Consider the following 20,938-nt stretch of genomic DNA (forward strand, 5'->3'; position numbering starts at 1 on the left):
CGTCGCACCGGCATCATGACACTGCGGTTAGCAGGTGGTGGGTCTGCCTGTGCCGCCCAAGGTAATTCACCAGTCGGCAGACACAGGCTGGGAAACAGCAGCCGACTGCCGGGATGGGTGGTGTAGGTCGCCCCGGTGGGTGATGTCCAGACCACTGTCCCGTCGGGCCATTGCTCGTCCCGCCAAGCAGTCCAAAACGTTTTGAGCAAGTGATGTTTTCGGCAAACGCACTTGAGATTCGACGGGTGAGTCGGCCCGAGCGGGTAGGGCACGGTGTGGTCGACATCGCAAAATTCGGCAGGGCGATCGCAGTTGGGAAATCGGCAGGTCAAATCCCGGCAGCGCACAAAGCGCTCCAGCGCAGCCGACGGGTGATACCCGGGTTCCGGTGCGGCGTCGCCGGGATGCCGCACCGGTTGCAGCTTCGCGCCACCCCGGACTAACTCGGCCAATAACGACGTCGGCACCACACCACCGCTAGTGATCAACGCGGCTGGCGCCTTGGCAGCCCAGCCGCCCGGCGGCTCTGGCTCGGGGTCGGGTGCCAGCGCCTCATGCAGCGGGGTCTCAGGCGTGACCGGTCGCTGCTTGGGCTCGCCTGACAGGTGCGGGTCAGGCAGGCTGCTCACCGCCGATGCGTCGGCAACGACGTTGATAACCACACCGGTCGTACGCTCAGTGCCGTCGACGCCCGCGGGGCAATCGGCATTCCCGCACGCACAGGCCAGCCGATCTGCATTGGCTGCTAGTGCGCCCAATGCGTCAGCGCGACGCTGAGCAACGGTGCGCGGATCGTCATCGCACACCTGGTGAGCCATCTGCATCAGCCGCCGATCCAGCACGGCGGCATCGGTGGCATACAGTCGGCCCCAGAACGGTGCGGTGCCCGACTTCTCGTCAGCAGAGTCGATCACTACGTCACGGCTGCGCGCGTGGGCCCGGGTACGCCGCAACGCGCCCGGATCGTATTGATCCACAATCGCCTCGATGGCCTGCGCCGTCTTGTTGACCGACATCGGCCCAAACCGCACCGCATCTTCGGCCAGCGTCTTGTCCACCAGTTGCAGCGCCTGGGAGTCCTTGATCAGGTCGGTGTGCCAGACGATCGTCGCCGCCAGTCGGGCACTGATCTTCCCGTCGAGAAACACCGCTCCTACCCGTGGCAACCGGTCGCGCAATGCCACAGCCAAATACATCCGGCTTGAGGCCATCCCGTGGCTAATGCCTTGCGCGGCAGCAACTTCAGCTGCCATGGAGTCCCAGTTGTCACACGACCAGTGTCCGCATTCGGGAGATCCGCCCTCGACTCGCCGGGCCACCAGCTCGGCAATGGCGGCGAGCCCGCGCGCCGATGCCGCGGCCTCCGCGCGTGCCCACTCGGCGATCGCGGCCACCACCAGCCCGTCGTCGGCGCCCTCGAGCGCCTCCGGGCCCCGCAGGGAAGTATCGAACATACGTGCGATTCTACTCCGTTCCACTGACCGACCGACACCCGAAGGGGCCACAGCACCGGGTCTGTGGACAAACACCGAACTGTGGGCAAAACCAAGGACGGGGCTGGTAACCCCAGCAGTATCAAAGGCGTGCGTGGCAGCCCGGCGTTCAGCCAGTCGCCGTGACGGACTCCGCGGCCACCAACTCCGATTCCGACTCGGGCATCTGGCCTGCGAGGTACTCCCCCAGGCCCTCGATCGTCGGATAGTCGAATACCGCGGTCGCGTTGATCGTGAATGCGCCACCGAACTGGCTGTGTAACCGGTTTCGGAGTTCGACGGCCATCAGCGAATCCGTGCCCAGGTCCAGGAACCGACTGGTGGCGGCGGGTGGTTGCGCGAGCCGCAGGAAACCTTGCACTTCCCGCTGCAGGAATTCGGTGAGGAAGCTGGCGCGCTGCGCCACCGGTATGTCCTGCAGTTGCCGGAGCAACTCACTGTCGCCGGTTGCCTCTGCGACAGCGCTCGGCAACACGAGGTCCAGCATCGGCGGACGAGAACTGCCCAGCATCTTCGCCGCGCGCTGCCAATTGGCCTTGATGACGGTTGCCTGCGCAGTTCCGTTGGCGACGGCCTCGGCGAGCGCGGCCAGCGCAGCCGAGGGCTCCAGCAGAGTCAGTCCTTGCGCACCGATATTGGCGCGTGCCGCCTCCGAAGACGCCATGCCCCCCTGTGCCCAGGGACCGAAGTTGACCCCGGTTGCCGGCAAGCCTCGCGCCTGTCGTTCCGCGACCAACCCGTCGAGCAGCGCGTTGGCAGCCGAGTAGTTGGCCTGGCCGGGTGAACCGAGCAAGCTGGATACCGAGGAGGACACGACGAAGAAGTCGAGATCGTCGCCTGTCGTCAAGCGGTCCAAGTAGTACGCACCGAACGCCTTGGGCGCCAACACTGTTCGGAAACGCTCCAGGCTCTGCTGTGACAGCAACGCGTCGTCGAGCACGCCTGCCAAATGCGCTACTCCGGCCAGCGGCGGCAACTCCGCGCGGACCCGCCCTAGCAACTCTGCGACGTCGGACTCGTCGCCGACATCGGCGGTGAACGTGTGGATGCGGCACTTGTAGCGCTCGGTGATCTCCTCGATTGCCCGTTGTGCGTCCGCATCGGGCGCGCGCCGGCTGGTCAACACGATGTCGCCGGCCCCCAGTTGAGCCAGATACGACGCCGTATGCAGACCGATGGCACCGAGTCCGCCGGTGATCAGGTAACTCCGATCGCGGCGTGGTTGTAGCGGGCTCGGCATCTGCAGCACGATCTTCCCGATGTGCCGCGCTTGCTGCATCCGGCGAAACGCCGTTCTGGCCTCCGTCAATGGGTAGATCTCGGCAGGTAGTGGCGTCCAGTCGCCACGACCCAGCCCATCCGACACCTCGCCCAGCAAGCCGCGAATACGCTCCGGGTCTTGGAAGGTAACCGTGTCCAACGCAACGATTTCGTAGGCGATATCAGGACGGGCAGCCGCCATCTGCTCCGGAGTCCAGATGTCTCGCTTGGCGATCTCGGCGAAACGCCCGTTCTTGGCGGTAGCCCGTACGGTCGCTTCGACGAACCCTTCGTTGGTCAGGCTGTTGAGCACCACGTCGACGCCGGCCCCGTCGGTGTCGGCGAGGATTTGGTCGGCGAAATCCGTAGTGCGCGAGTCATAGACATATTCCACGCCCAGCTTGTGCAGTGTCGCGCGTTTGTAGGTGCTGGCGGTGGCGAAGACGACCGCGCCGTGCTGCTGGGCCATCTGGATGGCGGCCAATCCGACACCACCGCTCGCGGCGTGAATGAGCACACGGTCACCGGGCTTCAACTGCGCCCAGTCGAACGCGAGTCGGACCGTGAGCGCCGCGGCGGGGATGGTGGCCGCCGCTACTGCGCTCAACCCGTCGGGAAGCGGCGCCAACAGCTGAGCCGGCACATTGAACCGGCTGGCAAACGCACCCTGCATGAAGCCATAGACGCGTTGACCGACCTCCAATCCGGTGACACCGCCACCCAGCTGGGTGACGATGCCGGCAAAGTCGCCGCCGATCGGGCCCGGGTCACCCGGGTAGAGGCCCAGCACATTGAGCACATCCCGGAAGTTCAAACCCGCAGCCTCCACCCGGACCTGCACATACCCATCGTCCGGCGAGGGCACTTCTGTCTCGGACAACCGGAGGTTGTCGATCGCGCCGCGTTCACTAGGCATTAGCGCGTAATCAGTGCCGCGCGGCACCGCGAGATGACCGCTGCGCGACCATGGCACTAACCGTGACGCCAGGAACTTTCCTTGCCGCAGCGCGAGTTCGGGTTCCTCGATCGGGGTGGCGAGAAGACCGGCTAGCGACTGTGCGGCCTCTTTGGATCCGTCGTAATCGACTAGCCGGCAACGCAGAGCCGGCTCCTCGTTGGCGATGGTACGTCCGAGTCCCCACAGCGCGGCCTGAACCGGGTCGACCGGTTCGCCCGATTCGGTCGCCACAGCTCGTTCGGTGACGATCCACAGCCCCTTGGGAAGGGGGGCAACCCCGTCGGCCTGCAGGGTGTGCACGGCGCTGAGCAGATGGGCAATTTCAGTCTCCAGCCGCGCGGCAACGTCAGCGCTCGACTCCTCTGCACTCGGCCCGGTGCTGCGCCAGACGATGCCGCCGATTGCCAGGCCGCGCTCTCGAGCCTGCGTCAGCAGCTGCCCCAAGGGCTGGGAATCCGCTGAAGTCGAGGCCCTGTCAAAGGAGACGCAGTCTGGCAGCTCGGCCGCCAGTTCGTCGAATCCGGAAACCAGCCAGGTGCCGGCCCCGTTTCGGGTGACCTCGATACCACTGCTCGATGCCGGCGGCGGCACCTCGTGCCAGCCAAGGGCATACAGCAACCTGGTGGGGTCGCCGCCGAGGCCTCGCAGCAACGCCTCCCGAGGAGCACGTTTGACCGTGAACTCGCGAATCCCGCCGAGGTGGCGCCCGTCTCGACCGACGAAGTCGAGATCGAAGACCTGGGTTTCGCTGTCGAGACCGCCGGTATGCCACCTCGCCCGGCAGTAAAACCTGCGAGGCATCTTCTCCCGCAGCATCACTTGCCCGTACCGCAACGGGAGGAAAAGTTCGCTCACTCCCTGTTCGGCCGCAAGAAGTGCCGGGAACGCCGGGAAGGCAACTCCGGTGCACAAATCGAGCAGCACCGGATGCATCGGCTCGGTTCCGAGCTGTTCGGTCAATTCTTCGCCGACCGTGATATCACCGATCGCCTCGCCCTCACCGAGCCACAGCGACTTCAGGGAACCGGACCAGGTGGGCCCCCACGCCAGCTCCATGTCGGCGAAAGTCTCGAACAGCTCCTGTGGGCGCATGCGATTCGACCGCTCGATTACCGCGTCGATGGGTTCTGCCGGGTCGCATGTCGGATCGTCGTCGGCACCGGAGGCAACCGTGCCATCGGCGTTCAACGACCAGTCGGCATCACGAACACCGTATGGGCGGCTGTGCACCTGGAAGGTCCAGCCAGCTCCGCCCTCGAGCGGATGCAATGTCAGCTGAACCTCACGAGAATGCTTCTCGGGCAGGATGATCGGCTCATAGAAGAAGACATCTTTCACCCGCGCCGGCGGACCAACGGCAGCCAGGGCCATCGCCGCATACGTCGCCCCGGGAACGACGACGGTTCCGTAGATGACGTGGTCCGCCAGCCACGGCTGCGATTTGACGGACAGCCGACTGGTGTATACGGAGTCGCCCGAAGCGAGATCCTTTGCACTGCCTAAGATTCCGGAGGCGGCCGCGCCGTCCACAGCGATACCGGACGTTTTGGGCCAGAACCGGCGGCGCTGGAACGGATAGGTGGGCAGTTCGACTCTGCGACGAGGTTGGTGATGCAGCGCAGCGAACTCAGGCCGATGGCCGCTGACGTAAGCCGTGGCCAGCGCTTCGGCGATCTGGCGCCGGTCAGCTACGCCCTTGCGCAGGGAAACAATCGCGCGCGGTGCGGCCAAATGCTCCGGCCAGACCTGTACCGCTGCCCCGGTCAGAACCGGTTGCGGGCCGATCTCCATCAACACCGAGCATCCCAGCGCGGCCACCGTGCGCACGCTTTCGGCGAACTGCACCGGCTGGCGGGAATGCCGCCGCCAATATTGAGCGTCTAGGGGGGTTTCGGCCGTGAGTATGGCGCCGGTGCGGTTGCAGACCAGCGGCAACGTCGGCACAGCGAACTGCAATCGCGCTGCATAAGATTCGAATTCACCGAGCACCGGCTCCAGCAGCTCCGAATGGAAGGCGTGGCTGGTTTCCAGCCAACTGCACCGGGTGCCGTCGTTCTCAAACCTGGCGACGATCTGTTCGAGATCGGCTCCCGGACCCGAGAGCACCGTATTGGGGCCGTTGTAGGCCGCGACCGACACCCGAGGGAATTCGGTGGCAACTTCCTCGACATGCTTGGGGTCGGCGAACACCGCGACCATTCGCCCGCCTTCGGGCAGACTGCCGAACAGCCGACCACGCTCGGCCATCAGCCGTACCCCATCCTCGAGGCTGAAGACTCCCGCCACGCATGCCGCCGCGTATTGGCCAACACTGTGGCCCAGCACCACATCGGGATTCACCCCCCACGACTGCCACAGCCGCGCCAGGCCCATCTCGACGGCGAAAAGCGCTGGCTGCGCAAATGATGTGTGCTTCAGCGTTTCTCCGGCCCTGCCGCCGGTTTCGCGGTCGGTGGCGAACAGCACCTCCAGCAACGGGCGCGGCAGTATCTCCTTCACCGCGTCCGCGCAACGTGTCACGGTTTCTGCGAAAACCGGTTCAGCGTCGAACAATTCGCGCGCCATTGCCGGATACTGACTGCCCTGACCGGTGAACAGCCACGCCGTGGTCGGCCGGTCGGTGCACGCACCACGTACCGAGCCGGGCCGTAGCCGGTTCTCGGCCAACTCGGCCAGGCCTTCGCCGGCGCTCCGGACCGAATCCACCACCAGCGCGGCCCGATGTTCGAAATGCGAACGCCCCACCCCGGCCGTTAGACACACGTCGGCGATATCGACCTCTGGATGGGTGGTCAACCAGGTTCCATAACGCCGGGCCAACGCCACCAGCGCCTCCGGTGACCGCCCCGACAGCGCCAGTACATTGACCGACTCGTTTCGAGCGTTCGCGACGTCATGGTCTGTTGACTGTTCATCGGGGGTCGCCGGTTGTGCCGGCGCCTCCTCGATCAGCACGTGTGCGTTCGTGCCGGTGAATCCGAAGGAACTCACCCCCGCGCGCCGCGGCCTGCCGTTGGCCTCCCAGGGAGTCGGCTTGTCCACGACCCGAACAGGCGACGAGTCCCATGGGATATGCGGCGACGGTTCGTCAAAGTGCAGGCTTTGCGGCAGTACTCCGTGCTGCAGCGACAACACTACTTTGATCAGACCGGCGGCCCCGGACGCCGACTCGAGGTGGCCGATGTTGGTCTTCACCGATCCGATCAGCAACGGCCGGTCCGCGTCACGAGCGGCTCCATAAGCGGCTCCGGCCGCCTGCACCTCGATCGGATCGCCCAACGGGGTCCCCGTCCCGTGTGCCTCAAGGTAGTCGACATCTCCGCCGGCCAGGCCGGCGCGAGCCAACGCCGCACCGATAAGTCGTTGCTGCGCACCACCGTTGGGCACCGTTAAACCACTGGAAGCACCGTCCTGGTTGACCGCGCTGCCCGGAATGACCGCGCAAACCCGATCGCCGTCCCGCACTGCGTCGCTCAGCCTCTTGAGCACCAGAATCCCGCAGCCTTCGCTGCGCACATAGCCATCGGCCGAGGCGTCGAAGGTCTTGCATCGCCCGGCAGGAGAAAGCATCCTGGCGCGGGAGGCGGCGATGATGGATACCGGACTCAGCAGGACGTTCACGCCACCGGCCAACGCCAAATCGCAGTCACCGGAGTGCAAGGCCTGGCAGGCCTGATGGACGGCCACCAGCGACGAGCTGCAGGCGGTATCGACGGCCACCGCCGGTCCCTCCAGTCCGAGTGCAAAGGCAACCCGACCGGAAATGGCGTTGAGCGCATTGCCAGTGATGAAGTGGGGCTCGATCTTGTCGACCGGCCCGGCGGACAGCAGATGTGCATACTCGTTGGCAGCCACCCCCACGTAGATGCCGGTTCGGCTGCCGCGCAGGGATGCCGGCGCGTACCCCGCCCGTTCTAAGCCTTCCCATGCGGTTTCGAGCATCAGCCGCTGCTGCGGCTCGATCCACACCGCCTCGCGCGGGGAGATACCGAAGAATTCCGGATCGAATCCGTCGATTCCGTCCAGGAATCCCCCGAAGCGGCTGTAGATCTTTCCGGGGGTCTCAGGATCCGGATCGTAAAACTCGTCGATGTCGAATCGGTCATCCGGGACTTCCCGGATCGCATCGACACCACCGGACAACACCTCCCAGAAGGCTTCTGGGTCAGGTGCGCCGGGGAAACGACACGACACCGCAATGATCGCGATCGGCTCATCCGTGCGCGTCGTTACTACTGAGGCCGGCTGGGACCGGGACTTGGCCGATGTCTGCTCGCTGAGTTCGAGCACGTCGCCGAGCAGATAATCCGCCACGTCTGACAGACGCGGATAATCCATCGCCAGGGTCGCCGATATCTCCTTGCCCACTCCTTGCTCGATGCGGCGCCGCAATTCGATGGCCATCAGCGAATCCATGCCGAGATCGAAGAACCCCGCGTCCTCGCGTATCTCCGTGGCATCGGTGCGGGTCACCTCTGCCACCGCGTCGCGCAGGTAATCGGTCACGAGTTTCTTGCGCTGCTGCACCGGAGCGCCTGTGAGCTGCGCGACCAGCTTGGTCTTCCCCGACTGCGTTGGTGCCGCGGCCAGACCGGGCACCTCGTCCTCCAACTCGGCCAGGAATGAGCGCCTGCCCGCTTGCTGGTAGAGCGGCAGGAATCGGGCCCAGTCGACCCGTGCCACGATTCCTTGTCCGCAGCCGGGTGCTTCGCCCTGCCCGCGGGAAGCAGCAATCACATCAGCCATACCCGCCAGCGCATCGGCTGGTGACAATGTCAAGATCCCGCGCTTGTCTAGTCGCGCACGAGCGTCCGCGTCGGCCATCCCCGCCGACCAGGGACCGAAATTGACGCTGACTGCGGGGACGCCCTGCTCGCGCAGTCGCCAGGCCAGCCCGTCGAGGAAGGCGTTAGCCGCGCCGTAGGCGGTCTGACCGAATCCGCCCCACACGGAGGCGATCGAGGATGTGCTAAGGAAGAAGTCGAGCTGCAGCTCTGCAGTCGCTTCGCTCAAATGCCATGCACCCCAAACTTTCCCGGCAAAAACACGATCCACTTCGGCATCGTCCAGGGCGTTCAGCGGGGTGGTACTGATTTCGCCCGCGGCATGGACGATACCGGCCACCGGCGGCAGTTCGGCCTGCACGGTGGCTAGCAGGCGCGCAACCTCGTGCGCATCGGCGACATCGGCAGCAACGACCCGGAATTCGCAACCGTGTTGTTCGCGCAGCGCGTCGAGGCGCCGTTGCGCGGCCTCGCTGGGCGAGCGTCGGCCGACTAGCGCCAGATGCCGGGCGCCGTGCGCAGCCAGGTATTCGGCTATTTCCAGCCCGACCGAGCCCAGACCTCCGGTCACCAAATACGTTGCGTCACTGCGCAGTGCCAGCGGTGTTGCGCTCGGCTGCTCAGCGCATCGAACCAGCCGGGGAACATAGACCGCTTGATCACGCAGCGCGACTTGGTCTTCGCGGCGCGGCTCGGCCACCACCTGGTCGATCAACCGCGACCATTCATCGGCACTGCCGTGCGCCAGATCCGCCATTCCGCCCCACACCTGGGGATACTCCAGCGAAGCGGCACGGCCGAAGCCCCACAGGCAACTCTGATCTGGTGCCATGGTGTCCGTCGCAACGATGTGTTGCGCGCCGCGGGTCACCAACCAGATGGGCCGGCGCACGCCAGCGGCAACTGCGGAACGGAAGAGTCGCCGTGTTCCGCCCAGAACTCGGTGTTGCATCCGCAACAGCGACCGCATCGACGGTGCGGTATTGGCGTCGAGTGCAGCGACATGCAGGATGCGTAACGTCGGTTCGTCTGCCACCGCCGCCCGCAGCGCGGCCTCGAGCTGTTCCTCGTCCGCGTCGGACGCCGGCAACTCGAGAGTCCGATGCTGGTGTCCCTGCGCGCTCAGCGCGTCTAGTAGAGGCTGAACTGCATCGGAAGCATGGCCGATGAGCAGGAAGGAACATCTCCCGTCGGCATTCGCACCCGAGCCGGTGGCGGCGATCTTCTCCCACCGAAACTCGTAGCGCGCATCCGTGATCGACCGGGTGTTGCGCTGCTGGTTGGTGGGCCGGACCCGCTTCTCACTGAACCAGTACTGGCGATGCTGGAACGGATAGGTGGGCAGGTCGAGCTTTCGCGCTGGTCCTACGACAGCGTCGAAGTTGGGTAGGTGGCCCAGGACGTACGCGTCGGCAAGGGCTTCGGTGATCTGGTGGTGGTCGGCGGTGTTTCGACGCAATGATGCGACCGCCCGCGGTGCAGTCGCAGGGTCAGGCCATGCCCGCAGGGCTGCGGCGGTGAGCACCGGCTGCGGACCGATCTCCAGCAACACTTTGCAGCCCAGATCGGCAAGGGTCTGCACGCTCTTGGCAAACTCCACCGGTTGACGCGCGTGGCGACGCCAGTAATTACCGTCGAGTTTCACGCTTCTGCCGAGCGCGGCGCCGGTGCGGTTGCACACCAGAATCCGTTGCGGCGGGCGGCTGAAATCGAACCGGTCCGCATACGACTCGAACTCGTCGAGGATCGGATCTAGCAGCGCCGAGTGGAACGCATGGCTGGTGTCCAGCCAATCACACCGAACACCCTCGGCTGTCAAACCGGCCACCGCCTGGTCCAGATCCTGCGCGGGTCCCGACAGCACGGTGTTAGCACCGTTGTAGGCGGCAACCGACAGAGTTGGAAACTCGTCGGTGAGGCGCTCGACGCGCTCGGCGGCGGTGAAGGCCGCCACCATCCGGCCACCGGCGGGCAGACTGCCGAACAGACGGCCACGCTCGGCCATCAGCAGCGCGCCATCCTCCAGCCTGAACACGCCCGCAACGCAGGCCGCCGAATACTGGCCGACGCTGTGGCCCAGCACCACGTCGGGTTCGAAGCCCCATGACTGCCAGAGCCGGGCCAGGCCCATCTCCACCGCGAACAAGGCGGGCTGGGCGTAGCTGGTTTGCCGCAGTGTCTCCTCGCCGTCTGGGCCATCCACCTCGAAAATGACGTCCAGCAGCGGTTTTTCGAGAACGTCAGCGACCGCTGCGGCACAGCGGGTCAGCGTCTCGGCGAACACCGGTTCGGTGTCGAACAGCTCGCGGGCCATGCCCACGTACTGGCTGCCCTGGCCGGTGAATAGCCACGCCGTCTTCGGCGTGTCATTGGATACTCCGCGCACCAGACCCGGTGCCGGGCGATCGTCCGCCAGCGCACCGAGCAACTCACTGGCGGATTCCTTCGAATTGACCACTAAAGCGGCCCGGTGCTCCAGGTGTGCTCGCCCCGCCCCGGCGGTCAAGCACACGTCGGCCAGGGTGGCCTCGGGATGTGTGCTCAACCAGGTGCGGTATTGATCAGCGAGCTGCACCAGTGCTGCGGGCGTGCGCGCCGAGAGCGGAAGCACCCTGAACCGTCGGTCACCGGGCGCCTCGGCCGAACTCGGTGCCACAGCGCCCTGACCCACTACCTCGGGCGCCTCCTCGAGGATGACGTGTGCATTGGTCCCGGAGAAGCCGAACGAGCTGACCCCTGCGATACGGGGCCGGCCGTTGCGTTCCCATGCGGTGGCCTCCTGCACGACCTGCACCGCAAGCCGGTCCCATGGAATATGCGGCGATGGGTTGCGAAAGTTGAGGTGCTGCGGCAGTAGCCCGTGCTCGAGCGACAGGATGACCTTGATCACTCCCGCGATTCCCGCGGCTGCCTCCAGGTGCCCGATGTTGGTCTTCACCGAGCCGATCAACAACGGCCGGTTCGGCTCGCGTCCAGCGCCGAGCACCGCACCTGCGGCCTGGGCCTCGATCGGGTCGCCCAGCGACGTCCCGGTCCCGTGCGCCTCCAGGTATCCGACGTCGCTGGCGGCAAGACCGGCGCGCTTCAGTGCATCCGAGATAACCCGTTGCTGGGCAACGCCGTTCGGCACGGTTAAGCCACCCGATGCACCGTCCTGGTTGATCGCGCTGCCCCGGATCACCGCCCGAATCCGGTCACCGTCGCGGATCGCGTCCTCAATCCGCTTCACGACAATGACGCCGCATCCCTCACCACGCACGTAGCCGTCTGCGGCCACATCGAAGGTCTTGCATCGGCCGTCGGGCGCGAGCATGTTCGCGCGGGAAAACGTAATCATCGTTGCGGGCGCAAGTAAGACGTTGGCGCCGCCGGCCAGCGCGAGGTCACATTCCCCTAAGCGCAGCGCCTGGCATGCCTGGTGGATTGCCACCAACGACGAACTGCACGCCGTATCGACGGTGACCGCCGGGCCCTGCAGCCCTAACCGATAACTGATCCGGCCCGCCGCTGCGGCACTAGACGTGCCGATTGCCATGTAGGCTTCGATGTCGCCGTGAGCCAGCTGCTCAGATACCATCGCCAGGTAGTCGTGGGTGGCCAACCCGACGAACACACCCGTGTTGGTGTTCGCCAACGCTGTTGGCGCGGTGCCCGAATGCTCCACCGCCTGCCACGCCGTCTCCAGCAAGAGCCGATGCTGCGGATCCACCAACCTGACCTCGCGCGTCGACATACCGAAGAACGGCGCGTCGAACCCCGTCACGTCATCGACAAAACCTGCACGACGGGTCACGATCTTCCCGGGTGCACCCGGTTCCGGGTCGAAGTACTCGCCGGTATCCCACCGGTCCTCGGGCACCTCCGATATGGCATCGCGGCCTTCGCGCAGTACCTCCCAGAACCCGTCCGCATCCGCGGCACCCGGGAAACGCGCCGCGTAGCCGACAATCGCAAAACTTGGTGCTGACTGCTGGTGGCCTCCGACGGATGCCATGCCGTTGTCCTCCCTGCTGAAGACGGTGAAGACTCGATCGCAACGGGCGGCCCAATTGGCTGCAGAGTCACTGGCCGGGCGCCAGTATTACACGTGCGCCAGTATGGGGCGCCACCATGGCCAGTGCGGTGCCGGCACCGGGCACCCCCTCGTCAGGCATGCCTACCGGTCTGCGTCCGACGCCGAAGTTGTTCCATCTTCCCGGCCGGCCCACTGGGTCCGCGGAGGAGTGTAGGCGTGTCCACGCGTGCTGACGACAGTGGGCGACAGTGATGCCAGAGCGGGCTATGTTGATCTCGCTGCCAGCGCGGCCCGGACCGGGGCCGTTCCAACCGAGGAGGATGAAGCTTGCGCGTCGGGAAAATTACGGTCGGCTCACTCGATGTGTGGACGTTGACCCCGGGCTCGGTCACCTCGTGGCACCCGACCGCCGCAGCTGCCGAAAGGGCCCGGCAAGCGCCGGTCAGCTCGGTACCGGTCAGCTACATGCAGGGCCAACATCTGCGTAATTATTGCGAACGTACGGCCGCCGGACAGAATTTTTCCCGGCAGATCATCGCTAGCTGTGAAGTACCCGGCCAGTGTGACATTTCGGCCATGAATCAGGCCATCAACGCGTACCTGCGTCGCCATGACACGTTCTGCAGTTGGTTCGAACGCGCCGATGATGGAGGGTTCATTAGGCACGCGATTAGCGATCCGGCTGATATTGAATTCGTACCGATCGATCAGGGCAGTATGACGCTTGAGGAAATCCACGCGCATGTCGTGGCCATACCGAACCCGTTGGAGTGGGGCTGCTTCACCTTCGGGATAATCCAAAGCGACAGCTACTTCACGTTCTTTGCCGCTATGGATCATGTTCACGGGGACGCGACGTTGATCGGCACGACGATGCTGGAAGCCAACGGAATGTATTCGGCGTTGAGCGCAGGTGGTGAGCCTCTCGAGCTTCCCAATGCCGGCAACTATGGCGATTTCTGTGTGCGCGAACGCGAGTACACCTCAACCTTGACCCTAGATTCGCCCCAGGTGCGCACGTGGATTGATTTCGCCGAAAATAATAGTGGTGGCCTTCCCGAATTCCCTCTTCCGCTTGGCAATCCGTCGCAGTCCACTCGCAGTGACATGGCCTCCGAACTCCTCATGGACGCAGCACAGACAGAGCGATTCGAATCAGCCTGCACGGCAGCCGGTGCCCGTTTCGTCGGGGGCCTGTTCGCCTGCCTCGCCCTGGTGGAGCATGAGTTCACGGGTGCTCTCACGTATTACGGCCTTACTCCGAGGGATTCCCGCACCGGCTCCGACAATTTCATGACACAGGGCTGGTTTACCGGCTTAATCCCGATCACGGTGCCAATAGCTGCCACCTCTTTCGGCGCAGCCGCCTGGTCGGCGCAGACTTGTTTCGATGCAGGCCTGGATATGGCCAGGGTGCCGTATTATCGAGTATTGGAGCTAGCCCCGTGGTTGAAGTGGCCCGGGCCAAACTTTCCGGTATCGAACTTTTTTCATGGCGGCGCTGCACCGCTCAACGCTGTTCTTGCGGTCGCCGACATGGGCATCGTTAATAATATAGGAATCTATCCGGACGGCCGATATTCATATCAGTTGACCATTTATATATTCCGGCACGGCGAGGGCACGGCAATGGCGATCATGCATCCCGATAACGCCGTCGCTCAGAAATCAGTGGCACGCTATATGGCCGCGATGAGGTCGGTGTGCGTGCGGGTCGCTGACAGCGGAGACTGGGGACGCGTCGCATAGCGTGGAGCAATTCGATGGGCTGCGTCGAGCAGGGATGAGGGCGATATGCAACGGCTAGCCGATGTTGTGGTGCGGTGGCCCTGGGTAGTGATCGGTATCTGGGTCGCGATTGCTGTGGCACTGCCGCTGACGTTCCCCTCCCTGAACGAGATGGCCCAGAAGCATCCGCTCGCCATCTTGCCCAGCGATGCACCGTCGAGCGTCACCGCTCGAAAGATGACCGAGGCGTTTCACGAATCGGGCTCAGAAGACCTCCTACTGGTGGTCCTGACCAACGACCAGGGCCTCGGTCCCGCGGACGAAGCCACCTACCGAAAACTGATCGAGGCGCTGCGCGCGGATACCCGAGATGTCCTGATGTTGCAGGATTTCGTCAGCGCACCGTCCCTGCGCACCGCCCTGACTAGCGAGGACAACAAAGCCTGGGTGCTGCCAGTGGGGGTTGCGGGCGAGTTGGGCACGCCGCAGTCCTACGCCGCTTTCAACCGCATCGAGGGCATCGTCAAACAGACGGTTGCTGGGACGCGCCTGACCGCACACCTCACCGGCCCGGCGGCGACTGTCGCCGACCTCACGGTCGCCGGCGAACACGATCGGCTTCCGATTGAGCTGGCGATTGCTGTTCTGGTGCTCATCGTCCTGCTAGTGGTTTACCGCAACCCGATCACGATGCTGCTGCCGTTGCTATCCATCGGGATATCTTTGGCGATTGCGCACGCGGTCGTGGCCGGCTACTCCCAGCTGACCGGTGCAGGCGTCTCGAACCAGTCCATCGTGTTCCTGAGCGCGATAATGGCCGGCGCCGGAACGGATTACGCAGTCTTTCTTATCAGCCGCTATCACGACCATTTAAGGATGGGAGTGGATTCCGATCAGGCGGTCAAGCGGGCAATGATCTCGATCGGAAAGGTGATCGGCGCATCCGCCGCCACCGTCGGAATCACTTTTCTTGTCATCAGCTTCGCCCGAATGGGAGTCTTCAAGACGGTCGGAACGTCATCGGCGATCGGGATCGGCCTGGCATTCCTTGCCGCAGTGACGTTGCTGCCGGCGATTCTGGTGCTCGCCGGGCCGCGCGGCTGGGTCAAGCCACGGCGCGAGCTGACCGCTGGGTTCTGGCGGCGTTCGGGCATCCGCATCGTGCGCAGGCCACGGAGTCATCTGGTTGCCAGCCTGCTTGTCCTGATCATCCTGGCCAGCTGCGCGGCCTTCGTGCGCTATAACTACGACGACCGCAAGGCCCTGCCGTCTTCTGCTCCGAGTTCCATCGGGTACACCGCGTTGGATCGACATTTCCCAGTGAACCAGTCGATTCCGGAATACATCCTCGTCCAATCACCGCACGACCTTCGCACGCCGGAGGCCCTTGCAGACTTGGAGCAAATGGCGCAGCGAGTCAGCCAACTGCCGAACGTCGCTGCGGTCAGCGGCATCACTCGTCCCGCCGGAGCTGTCCCAGAAGAATTCAGAGCCACGTACCAGGCGGGCGCGATCGGCACCTTTCTGTCCAAGGGATCCGCCCAGATCAGCGGCCGCACCGATGACCTCAACCGGCTGGCCGACGGGGCCGGCACGCTGGCCGACAACCTCGGTCACGTCCGCGGCCAAGTCAGCCAGCTCGCTGCCAGCATCCAGAACGTGTCGGACTCCTTCGCATCGATGAAAAGCCAATCCAACGGCGATGCCTTGGTCAAGCAGGTCGACACCACAGCCAAGCTCGTCGACCACGTCAACTCGCTCACTAACTCCATGGGGTGGAACTTCTCAGCCGGCAAAAACCTGTTCGGCTGGATAGGCCCGGTGTTGACGGCGCTGCAGGGCAACCCGGTCTGCGATCTTGACGATTCCTGCGCCGCCACCCGTATGACATTCGAACGGCTGGTCGGTGGGCGGAATCAGGAAGACCTCGACGCGATCGACGATCTGGCGAGGCAACTGCAGTCGTTCCCGGACAAAAAGTCCCTGAACGCATCGATAACCCGAGTGCGTGGCGCGTTGTCGAACCTCACGAAGGTGATGCATTCACTGGGAATGGACAAACCCGGCGGACTGCAGGCCAACTTGGCCAACCTGCAAGATGGCGCATCGCGATTCGCCGGGGGAAGCCGAGAAGTGGCTGACGCGGTGGGGAAACTCGTCGACCAGGTCAAAGAGATGGGCGCCGGGCTCGACAAGGCAGCGGCGTTTCTGTTGACGCTCAAAGATGGTGCGGCACAGCCAGCAATGGCCGGGTTCAATATCCCATCCGAACTGCTGCGGCTAGAGGAGTTCACCAAGGCTGCCAAGGTATTCATTTCACCAGACGGCCACTCGGTCCGGTACGTAGTTCAAACCAAACTCAATCCGTTCAGCACCGAAGCGATGGATCAGGTCGATGCCATCACCGCGGCCGCCCGGGGAGCCCAACCCAATACCGCATTGGCGGACGCCACGGTATCGATGGCGGGACACACCGTGAGTCTGCGCGACACCCGCGACTACTACGAACACGACATCCGGTTCATCATTGCGGCGACTCTGCTTGTCGTGCTACTGACCTTGATCGCGCTGCTGCGTGCGGTCGTCGCGCCGCTGTATCTGGTCGCTTCCGTGGTCATTTCGTATTTGTCGGCGGTCGGTATCGGTGCGCTGGTGTTCCAATTCGTCCTCGGTCAGCAATTACATTGGAGCGTTCCGCCACTGGCGTTCGTAGTATTGGTCGCGGTGGGGGCCGACTACAACATGCTGCTTGTCTCGCGAATGCGTGACGAGTCACCGGGCAGCATGCGGTACAGCATCATCCGCACCCTGAGCTCGACCGGCGGCGTGATCACTGCGGCCGGCCTGATCTTCGCTGCCTCGATGTGCGGTCTGTTGTTTTCCAGCATCGGCACCGCCGTCCAAGGCGGTTTCGTGATCGGTGTCGGAATTCTGCTGGACACCTTCGTGGTTCGCACCGTCACGGTTCCCGCCATCGCCGCGCTGGTCGGGCGGGCGAACTGGTGGCCGTCGCGGTCAGCGATCGGACGCACCGAGTAGGGGACGGTCAGCGCGCATGGGTGGAGTATGTGAGACTAGGGAAGCCGAGCGGTCAGGAGTAGGGATGAAGAAACTACTCGCAGGAGTGACGGCGCTGGTAACTGTCAGCGCCACGGGGTATTTCGGCATCGAGAGCGCATCGGCCGACGATACGCCGGCTGGTGGGACGTCGACCCCCGGCACGTCAACCGACCGGACCGCGTTCGCACTCGGGGGCGCGCACGTACTGGGCATTCCCTATGACGAGTACATCCGCCGCGAAGGCGAGGAATGGTTCCCCGGTTTGCAGCGACAAATCGTTCGCTACCCCGCGGGGCAGGTTCAGGGCCATGTGCTGGAACGCCTCTTCCCGGGCATCGGCAAGACCGGGGATGACATCTTCCCTGGCATGGGTTTGGACGGGCCCAGCGTCGGCGAGTCGGTCGACGAGGGGGAAGACAACCTCGATTCAGCCATCCGCAACGGCGGCCCCGGTACCGCGATCGGCCTGTCCGAGGGAGCGCTTGTACTCAACGCCGTCCAGGCGCGGCTTGCCAACGACCCGACCGCTCCCCCGCCGGACCAGCTGAACTTCGCCACGTTTGGCGACCCGATTGCGCGGCACGCTTTCGGTGAGAGTTTCCTGACCGCCATGTTCCCGGTCGGGTCCGTTGTTCCCGCAATGGACTACCGCATACCACCTCCGGTGGAAAGCCAGTACGACACCCACATGTTCATCTCCGCCTACGACTCGATCGCCGACTTCCCCGACCGTCCCGACAACCTGTTCGCCCTCGCCAACACGCTGATGGGCCTCGCTACGGGACACACTGCGGTTGCCTTCACCAATCCGAGCATGGTGCCGCCGCAGAACATCCGGTCAACGGTGAACTCCAGGGGTGCGACGACCACGACCTATTTGATCCCCGAAAAGCACCTTCCGCTGGTCATGCCGTTGGCCTACATCGGGATTGACGAGGACACGCTGAACAAGCTGGACGCGATATTGCTGCCCCGGGTGAACGCCGCATATTCACGCAACGACGATCCGGCGACCGCTCCGGTCCAGGTGGACCCAGTGAACGGCTTCGACCCCGCTGCCGTCACCGCACCGGCCACCCAGGCCACCTTCGGTGGCGGCGCCGACCCGTTCTCGCAGATCCTCAACGGTGCCATGTCCGTGTTGTCCACCGGTCCACGTTGACACGAGAATGCGAGCCGACGCGTTCGACGAACTACTACCGACGTAATGTGACGCCTATGCCTCAGTCATCGATTCTCTCGATGCTGCACGGACGTGCCAGCCTGCGGCCCCATGACATAGCGTTCACTTTTACCGATTACGCAAACGACTGGGCAGGTGTACCCGAAAGCCTTACCTGGTCGCAGTTGTCCCGTCGAACTATGAATGTGGCTCGCGAACTCAGCGCCCATGGATCGGTCGGAGACAGGGCGGTAATCCTCGCTCCCCAAAGCCTCGAATACATCGTGGCATTCCTGGGATCCATGCAAGCCGGGTTGATCGCAGTTCCGCTCCCACTGCCGCATCGCGGTTCAAGTCATGAGCGCGTCGGTGCAGTCCTTACCGATACGTCGCCGTCAGTTGTTCTCACCACGTCGGCGGTCGCGGAAGATATCGCCGAATATGTTGATCAAGCACGTCTGGACACCGTTCCCAAGATCGTCGAAATCGATTCGATGAATCTGGATGTCGAAGGCGGAGCAAGTCTTTCGAGCGCCGATTTACCGAGCATCGCGTATTTGCAGTACAGCTCTGGTTCAACGCGGGTGCCGACCGGGGCGGTGATCTCGCACAGCAATCTCCAGGTGAATTTCGAGCAGCTGATGCGCGGCATGTTCGCCGACGCCCACGTTAAACCCCCGCCGGATACCACCGTCGTGTCGTGGTTGCCGTTCTACCATGACATGGGTTTGGTGATCGGAGTCTGCACACCAATTCTGAACGGCTGGCGCGGCGAGTTGACCAGTCCGATTTCATTCGCCGAGAGGCCGGCCAGATGGATGCAGGCTTTGGCCAAAAGTCCGCATGCGTGGTCAGCGGCGCCCAACTTCGCCTTCGACTTGGCCACCCGCAAGACAACCGACGATGACCTGGCCGGGCTCGACCTCGGCGGGGTGGTGGGCATTATCAATGGCGCCGAACGTGTCGAGCCGACCACCTTACAACGGTTCGTCGATCGGTTCGCGCACTTCAATTTTCGGGATCACATGATTTTCCCGTCATACGGCTTAGCGGAGGCAACCGTCTTCGTTGCGACGAGCACCTGGAGTGAATCGTCACCCTCGGTTCATTTCGATGTCGGGCAGCTGGGTGCGGGCCGCGCCCAGCGGTGTGCGGCCGGGAACGGCACTGCGCTGGCCAAATACCGAGTGCCGCAGTCGCCCACGCTGCGCATCGTTGACTACGACACCCACCGCGAGTGCCCGCCGGGATCGGTCGGCGAGATCTGGGTGCACGGTGCCAACGTCGCCGACGGCTACTGGCGCAAACCGCCGGAGAAGCAGCGCTGCTTCGGCGCCACGCTCGCCGACCCCTCGCCAGGCACACCTGACGGCCCCTGGCTGAGGACCGGCGACCAGGGGTTTATCTACGAGGACGAGCTGTTCATCGTCGGCCGCATCAAGGACCTGCTGATCATTCGTGGGCGCAATCACTGTCCCGAGGACATTGAGGCAGCGGTCCGGGAGATCACAGGTGGTCGGGTCGCGGCGATATCGGTGCCGATGAACGATACCGAGAAGCTGGTCACCATCATCGAGGTCAAGAAGCGCGGCGATTCCGACCAGGAGGCCACCCACTGGCTCGCCGGAGTCAAAAGCGATGTCACCTCCGCGATATCCAAGGCACACGGCTTGAACGTCGGGGATCTTGTACTGGTGGCACCCGGGTCGATTCCCACCACGACGAGCGGCAAGATCCGGCGAGCCACCTGCGTCGAGCAGTACCGTCGGGACCAGTTCGCCCGGCTGGACGCCTGAGCCGGCCGCTGGGCGCACCCAGAACTGCCAATGCTGGTCACTGTCCTGGTCATGGCCCTTGCCGTCAGCGTCGAACCGTTCCGACTCGGGATGACCGTGCTCATGCTCAACAGGCCTCGACCGGCGCTGCAACTACTCGCGTTTTTGGCTGGCGGTTTCGCCATGGGTACGACGGTGGGTCTGGTTGTCTTGTTCGCGTTTCGACGCACACCGCTGTGGCCTAGCTACTTCACTTTGCCCAGAGTTCAGCTTCTGATCGGGCTTTTGGCGTTATTGGCCGCCGTCGTTGTGGGCATGGGTGTCCACCGGCGGTTGGGCTCGCGCCCGGCAAGGTTGGCTAGTCCGGCCCAACGATTGCTGAGCGGGCCTTCGCTGTCGGTCGCTGGCGTGGCCGGCCTCGCCATCGCGTTGCCTTCGGTCGACTATCTTGGCGCGCTAGCCGTCATTCTCGCCTCCGGCGCCGCAGCCCTGACGCAAGTCGCAGTGCTGTTGATGTTCAACGCCGTGGCCTTCGCGCTCATCGAGATTCCGCTGCTGGCCTATCTGCTGGCGCCCAAGACGACCACCACCTCGATGACAGCGCTGCACAACTGGGTTCGATCGCGTCGTCGCCGTGACGTCGCAATCCTGCTGGCCGCGTTCGGCGCTGCGTTCGTCGCAGTCGGCGCAGCGGGGCTTTGAT

7 protein-coding genes are annotated in these 20,938 nt (G+C 64.2%); 5 read left to right on the forward strand and 2 right to left on the reverse strand.

The annotated features are described in order from the left end of the window. Window positions 1-1,454: HNH endonuclease signature motif containing protein (locus tag AC5Y5W_RS23335; RefSeq protein ID WP_500022646.1), on the reverse strand; the 1,454-nt coding region annotated here is incomplete at its 3' end. Between the two features lie 148 nt (window positions 1,455-1,602). Then, complete coding sequence (locus AC5Y5W_RS23340; RefSeq protein WP_500013390.1) at window positions 1,603-12,489, reverse strand: SDR family NAD(P)-dependent oxidoreductase; 10,887 nt, start codon at window positions 12,487-12,489, stop codon at window positions 1,603-1,605. A gap of 348 nt (window positions 12,490-12,837) precedes the next feature. Here AC5Y5W_RS23340 and AC5Y5W_RS23345 point away from each other — a divergent pair, with 348 nt between their 5' ends. From AC5Y5W_RS23345 to AC5Y5W_RS23365, 5 genes are all read left to right on the forward strand, one after another. Next, window positions 12,838-14,259, forward strand: a complete 1,422-nt coding sequence (locus tag AC5Y5W_RS23345) for a condensation domain-containing protein (protein WP_500013392.1) — start codon at window positions 12,838-12,840, stop codon at window positions 14,257-14,259. A 45-nt stretch (window positions 14,260-14,304) separates the two neighbouring features. Then, window positions 14,305-17,277, forward strand: a complete 2,973-nt coding sequence (locus tag AC5Y5W_RS23350) for an MMPL/RND family transporter (protein ID WP_500013394.1) — start codon at window positions 14,305-14,307, stop codon at window positions 17,275-17,277. Window positions 17,278-17,341: 64 nt separating this feature from the next. Further along, complete coding sequence (pe, locus tag AC5Y5W_RS23355) at window positions 17,342-18,460, forward strand: acyltransferase PE (protein ID WP_500013396.1); 1,119 nt, start codon at window positions 17,342-17,344, stop codon at window positions 18,458-18,460. Window positions 18,461-18,516: 56 nt separating this feature from the next. Further along, window positions 18,517-20,256: an AMP-binding protein gene (locus AC5Y5W_RS23360; RefSeq protein ID WP_500013397.1), complete on the forward strand. Its 1,740-nt coding sequence runs from the start codon at window positions 18,517-18,519 to the stop codon at window positions 20,254-20,256. A 30-nt stretch (window positions 20,257-20,286) separates the two neighbouring features. Further along, window positions 20,287-20,937: a GAP family protein gene (locus AC5Y5W_RS23365; RefSeq protein ID WP_499890159.1), complete on the forward strand. Its 651-nt coding sequence runs from the start codon at window positions 20,287-20,289 to the stop codon at window positions 20,935-20,937. Window position 20,938 lies beyond the last annotated feature (1 nt).

The organism is Mycobacterium sp. NGS51 (assembly GCF_059812525.1).

Bases quoted from the DNA above. Each gene is read 5' to 3' on its own strand.
- AC5Y5W_RS23340 (WP_500013390.1), bottom strand. From the start codon at position 12,489: ATGGCATCCGTCGGAGGCCACCAGCAGTCAGCACCAAGTTTTGCGATT.
- AC5Y5W_RS23350 (WP_500013394.1), top strand. From the start codon at position 14,305: ATGCAACGGCTAGCCGATGTTGTGGTGCGGTGGCCCTGGGTAGTGATC.
- pe (WP_500013396.1), top strand. From the start codon at position 17,342: ATGAAGAAACTACTCGCAGGAGTGACGGCGCTGGTAACTGTCAGCGCC.
- AC5Y5W_RS23360 (WP_500013397.1), top strand. From the start codon at position 18,517: ATGCCTCAGTCATCGATTCTCTCGATGCTGCACGGACGTGCCAGCCTG.
- AC5Y5W_RS23365 (WP_499890159.1), top strand. From the start codon at position 20,287: ATGCTGGTCACTGTCCTGGTCATGGCCCTTGCCGTCAGCGTCGAACCG.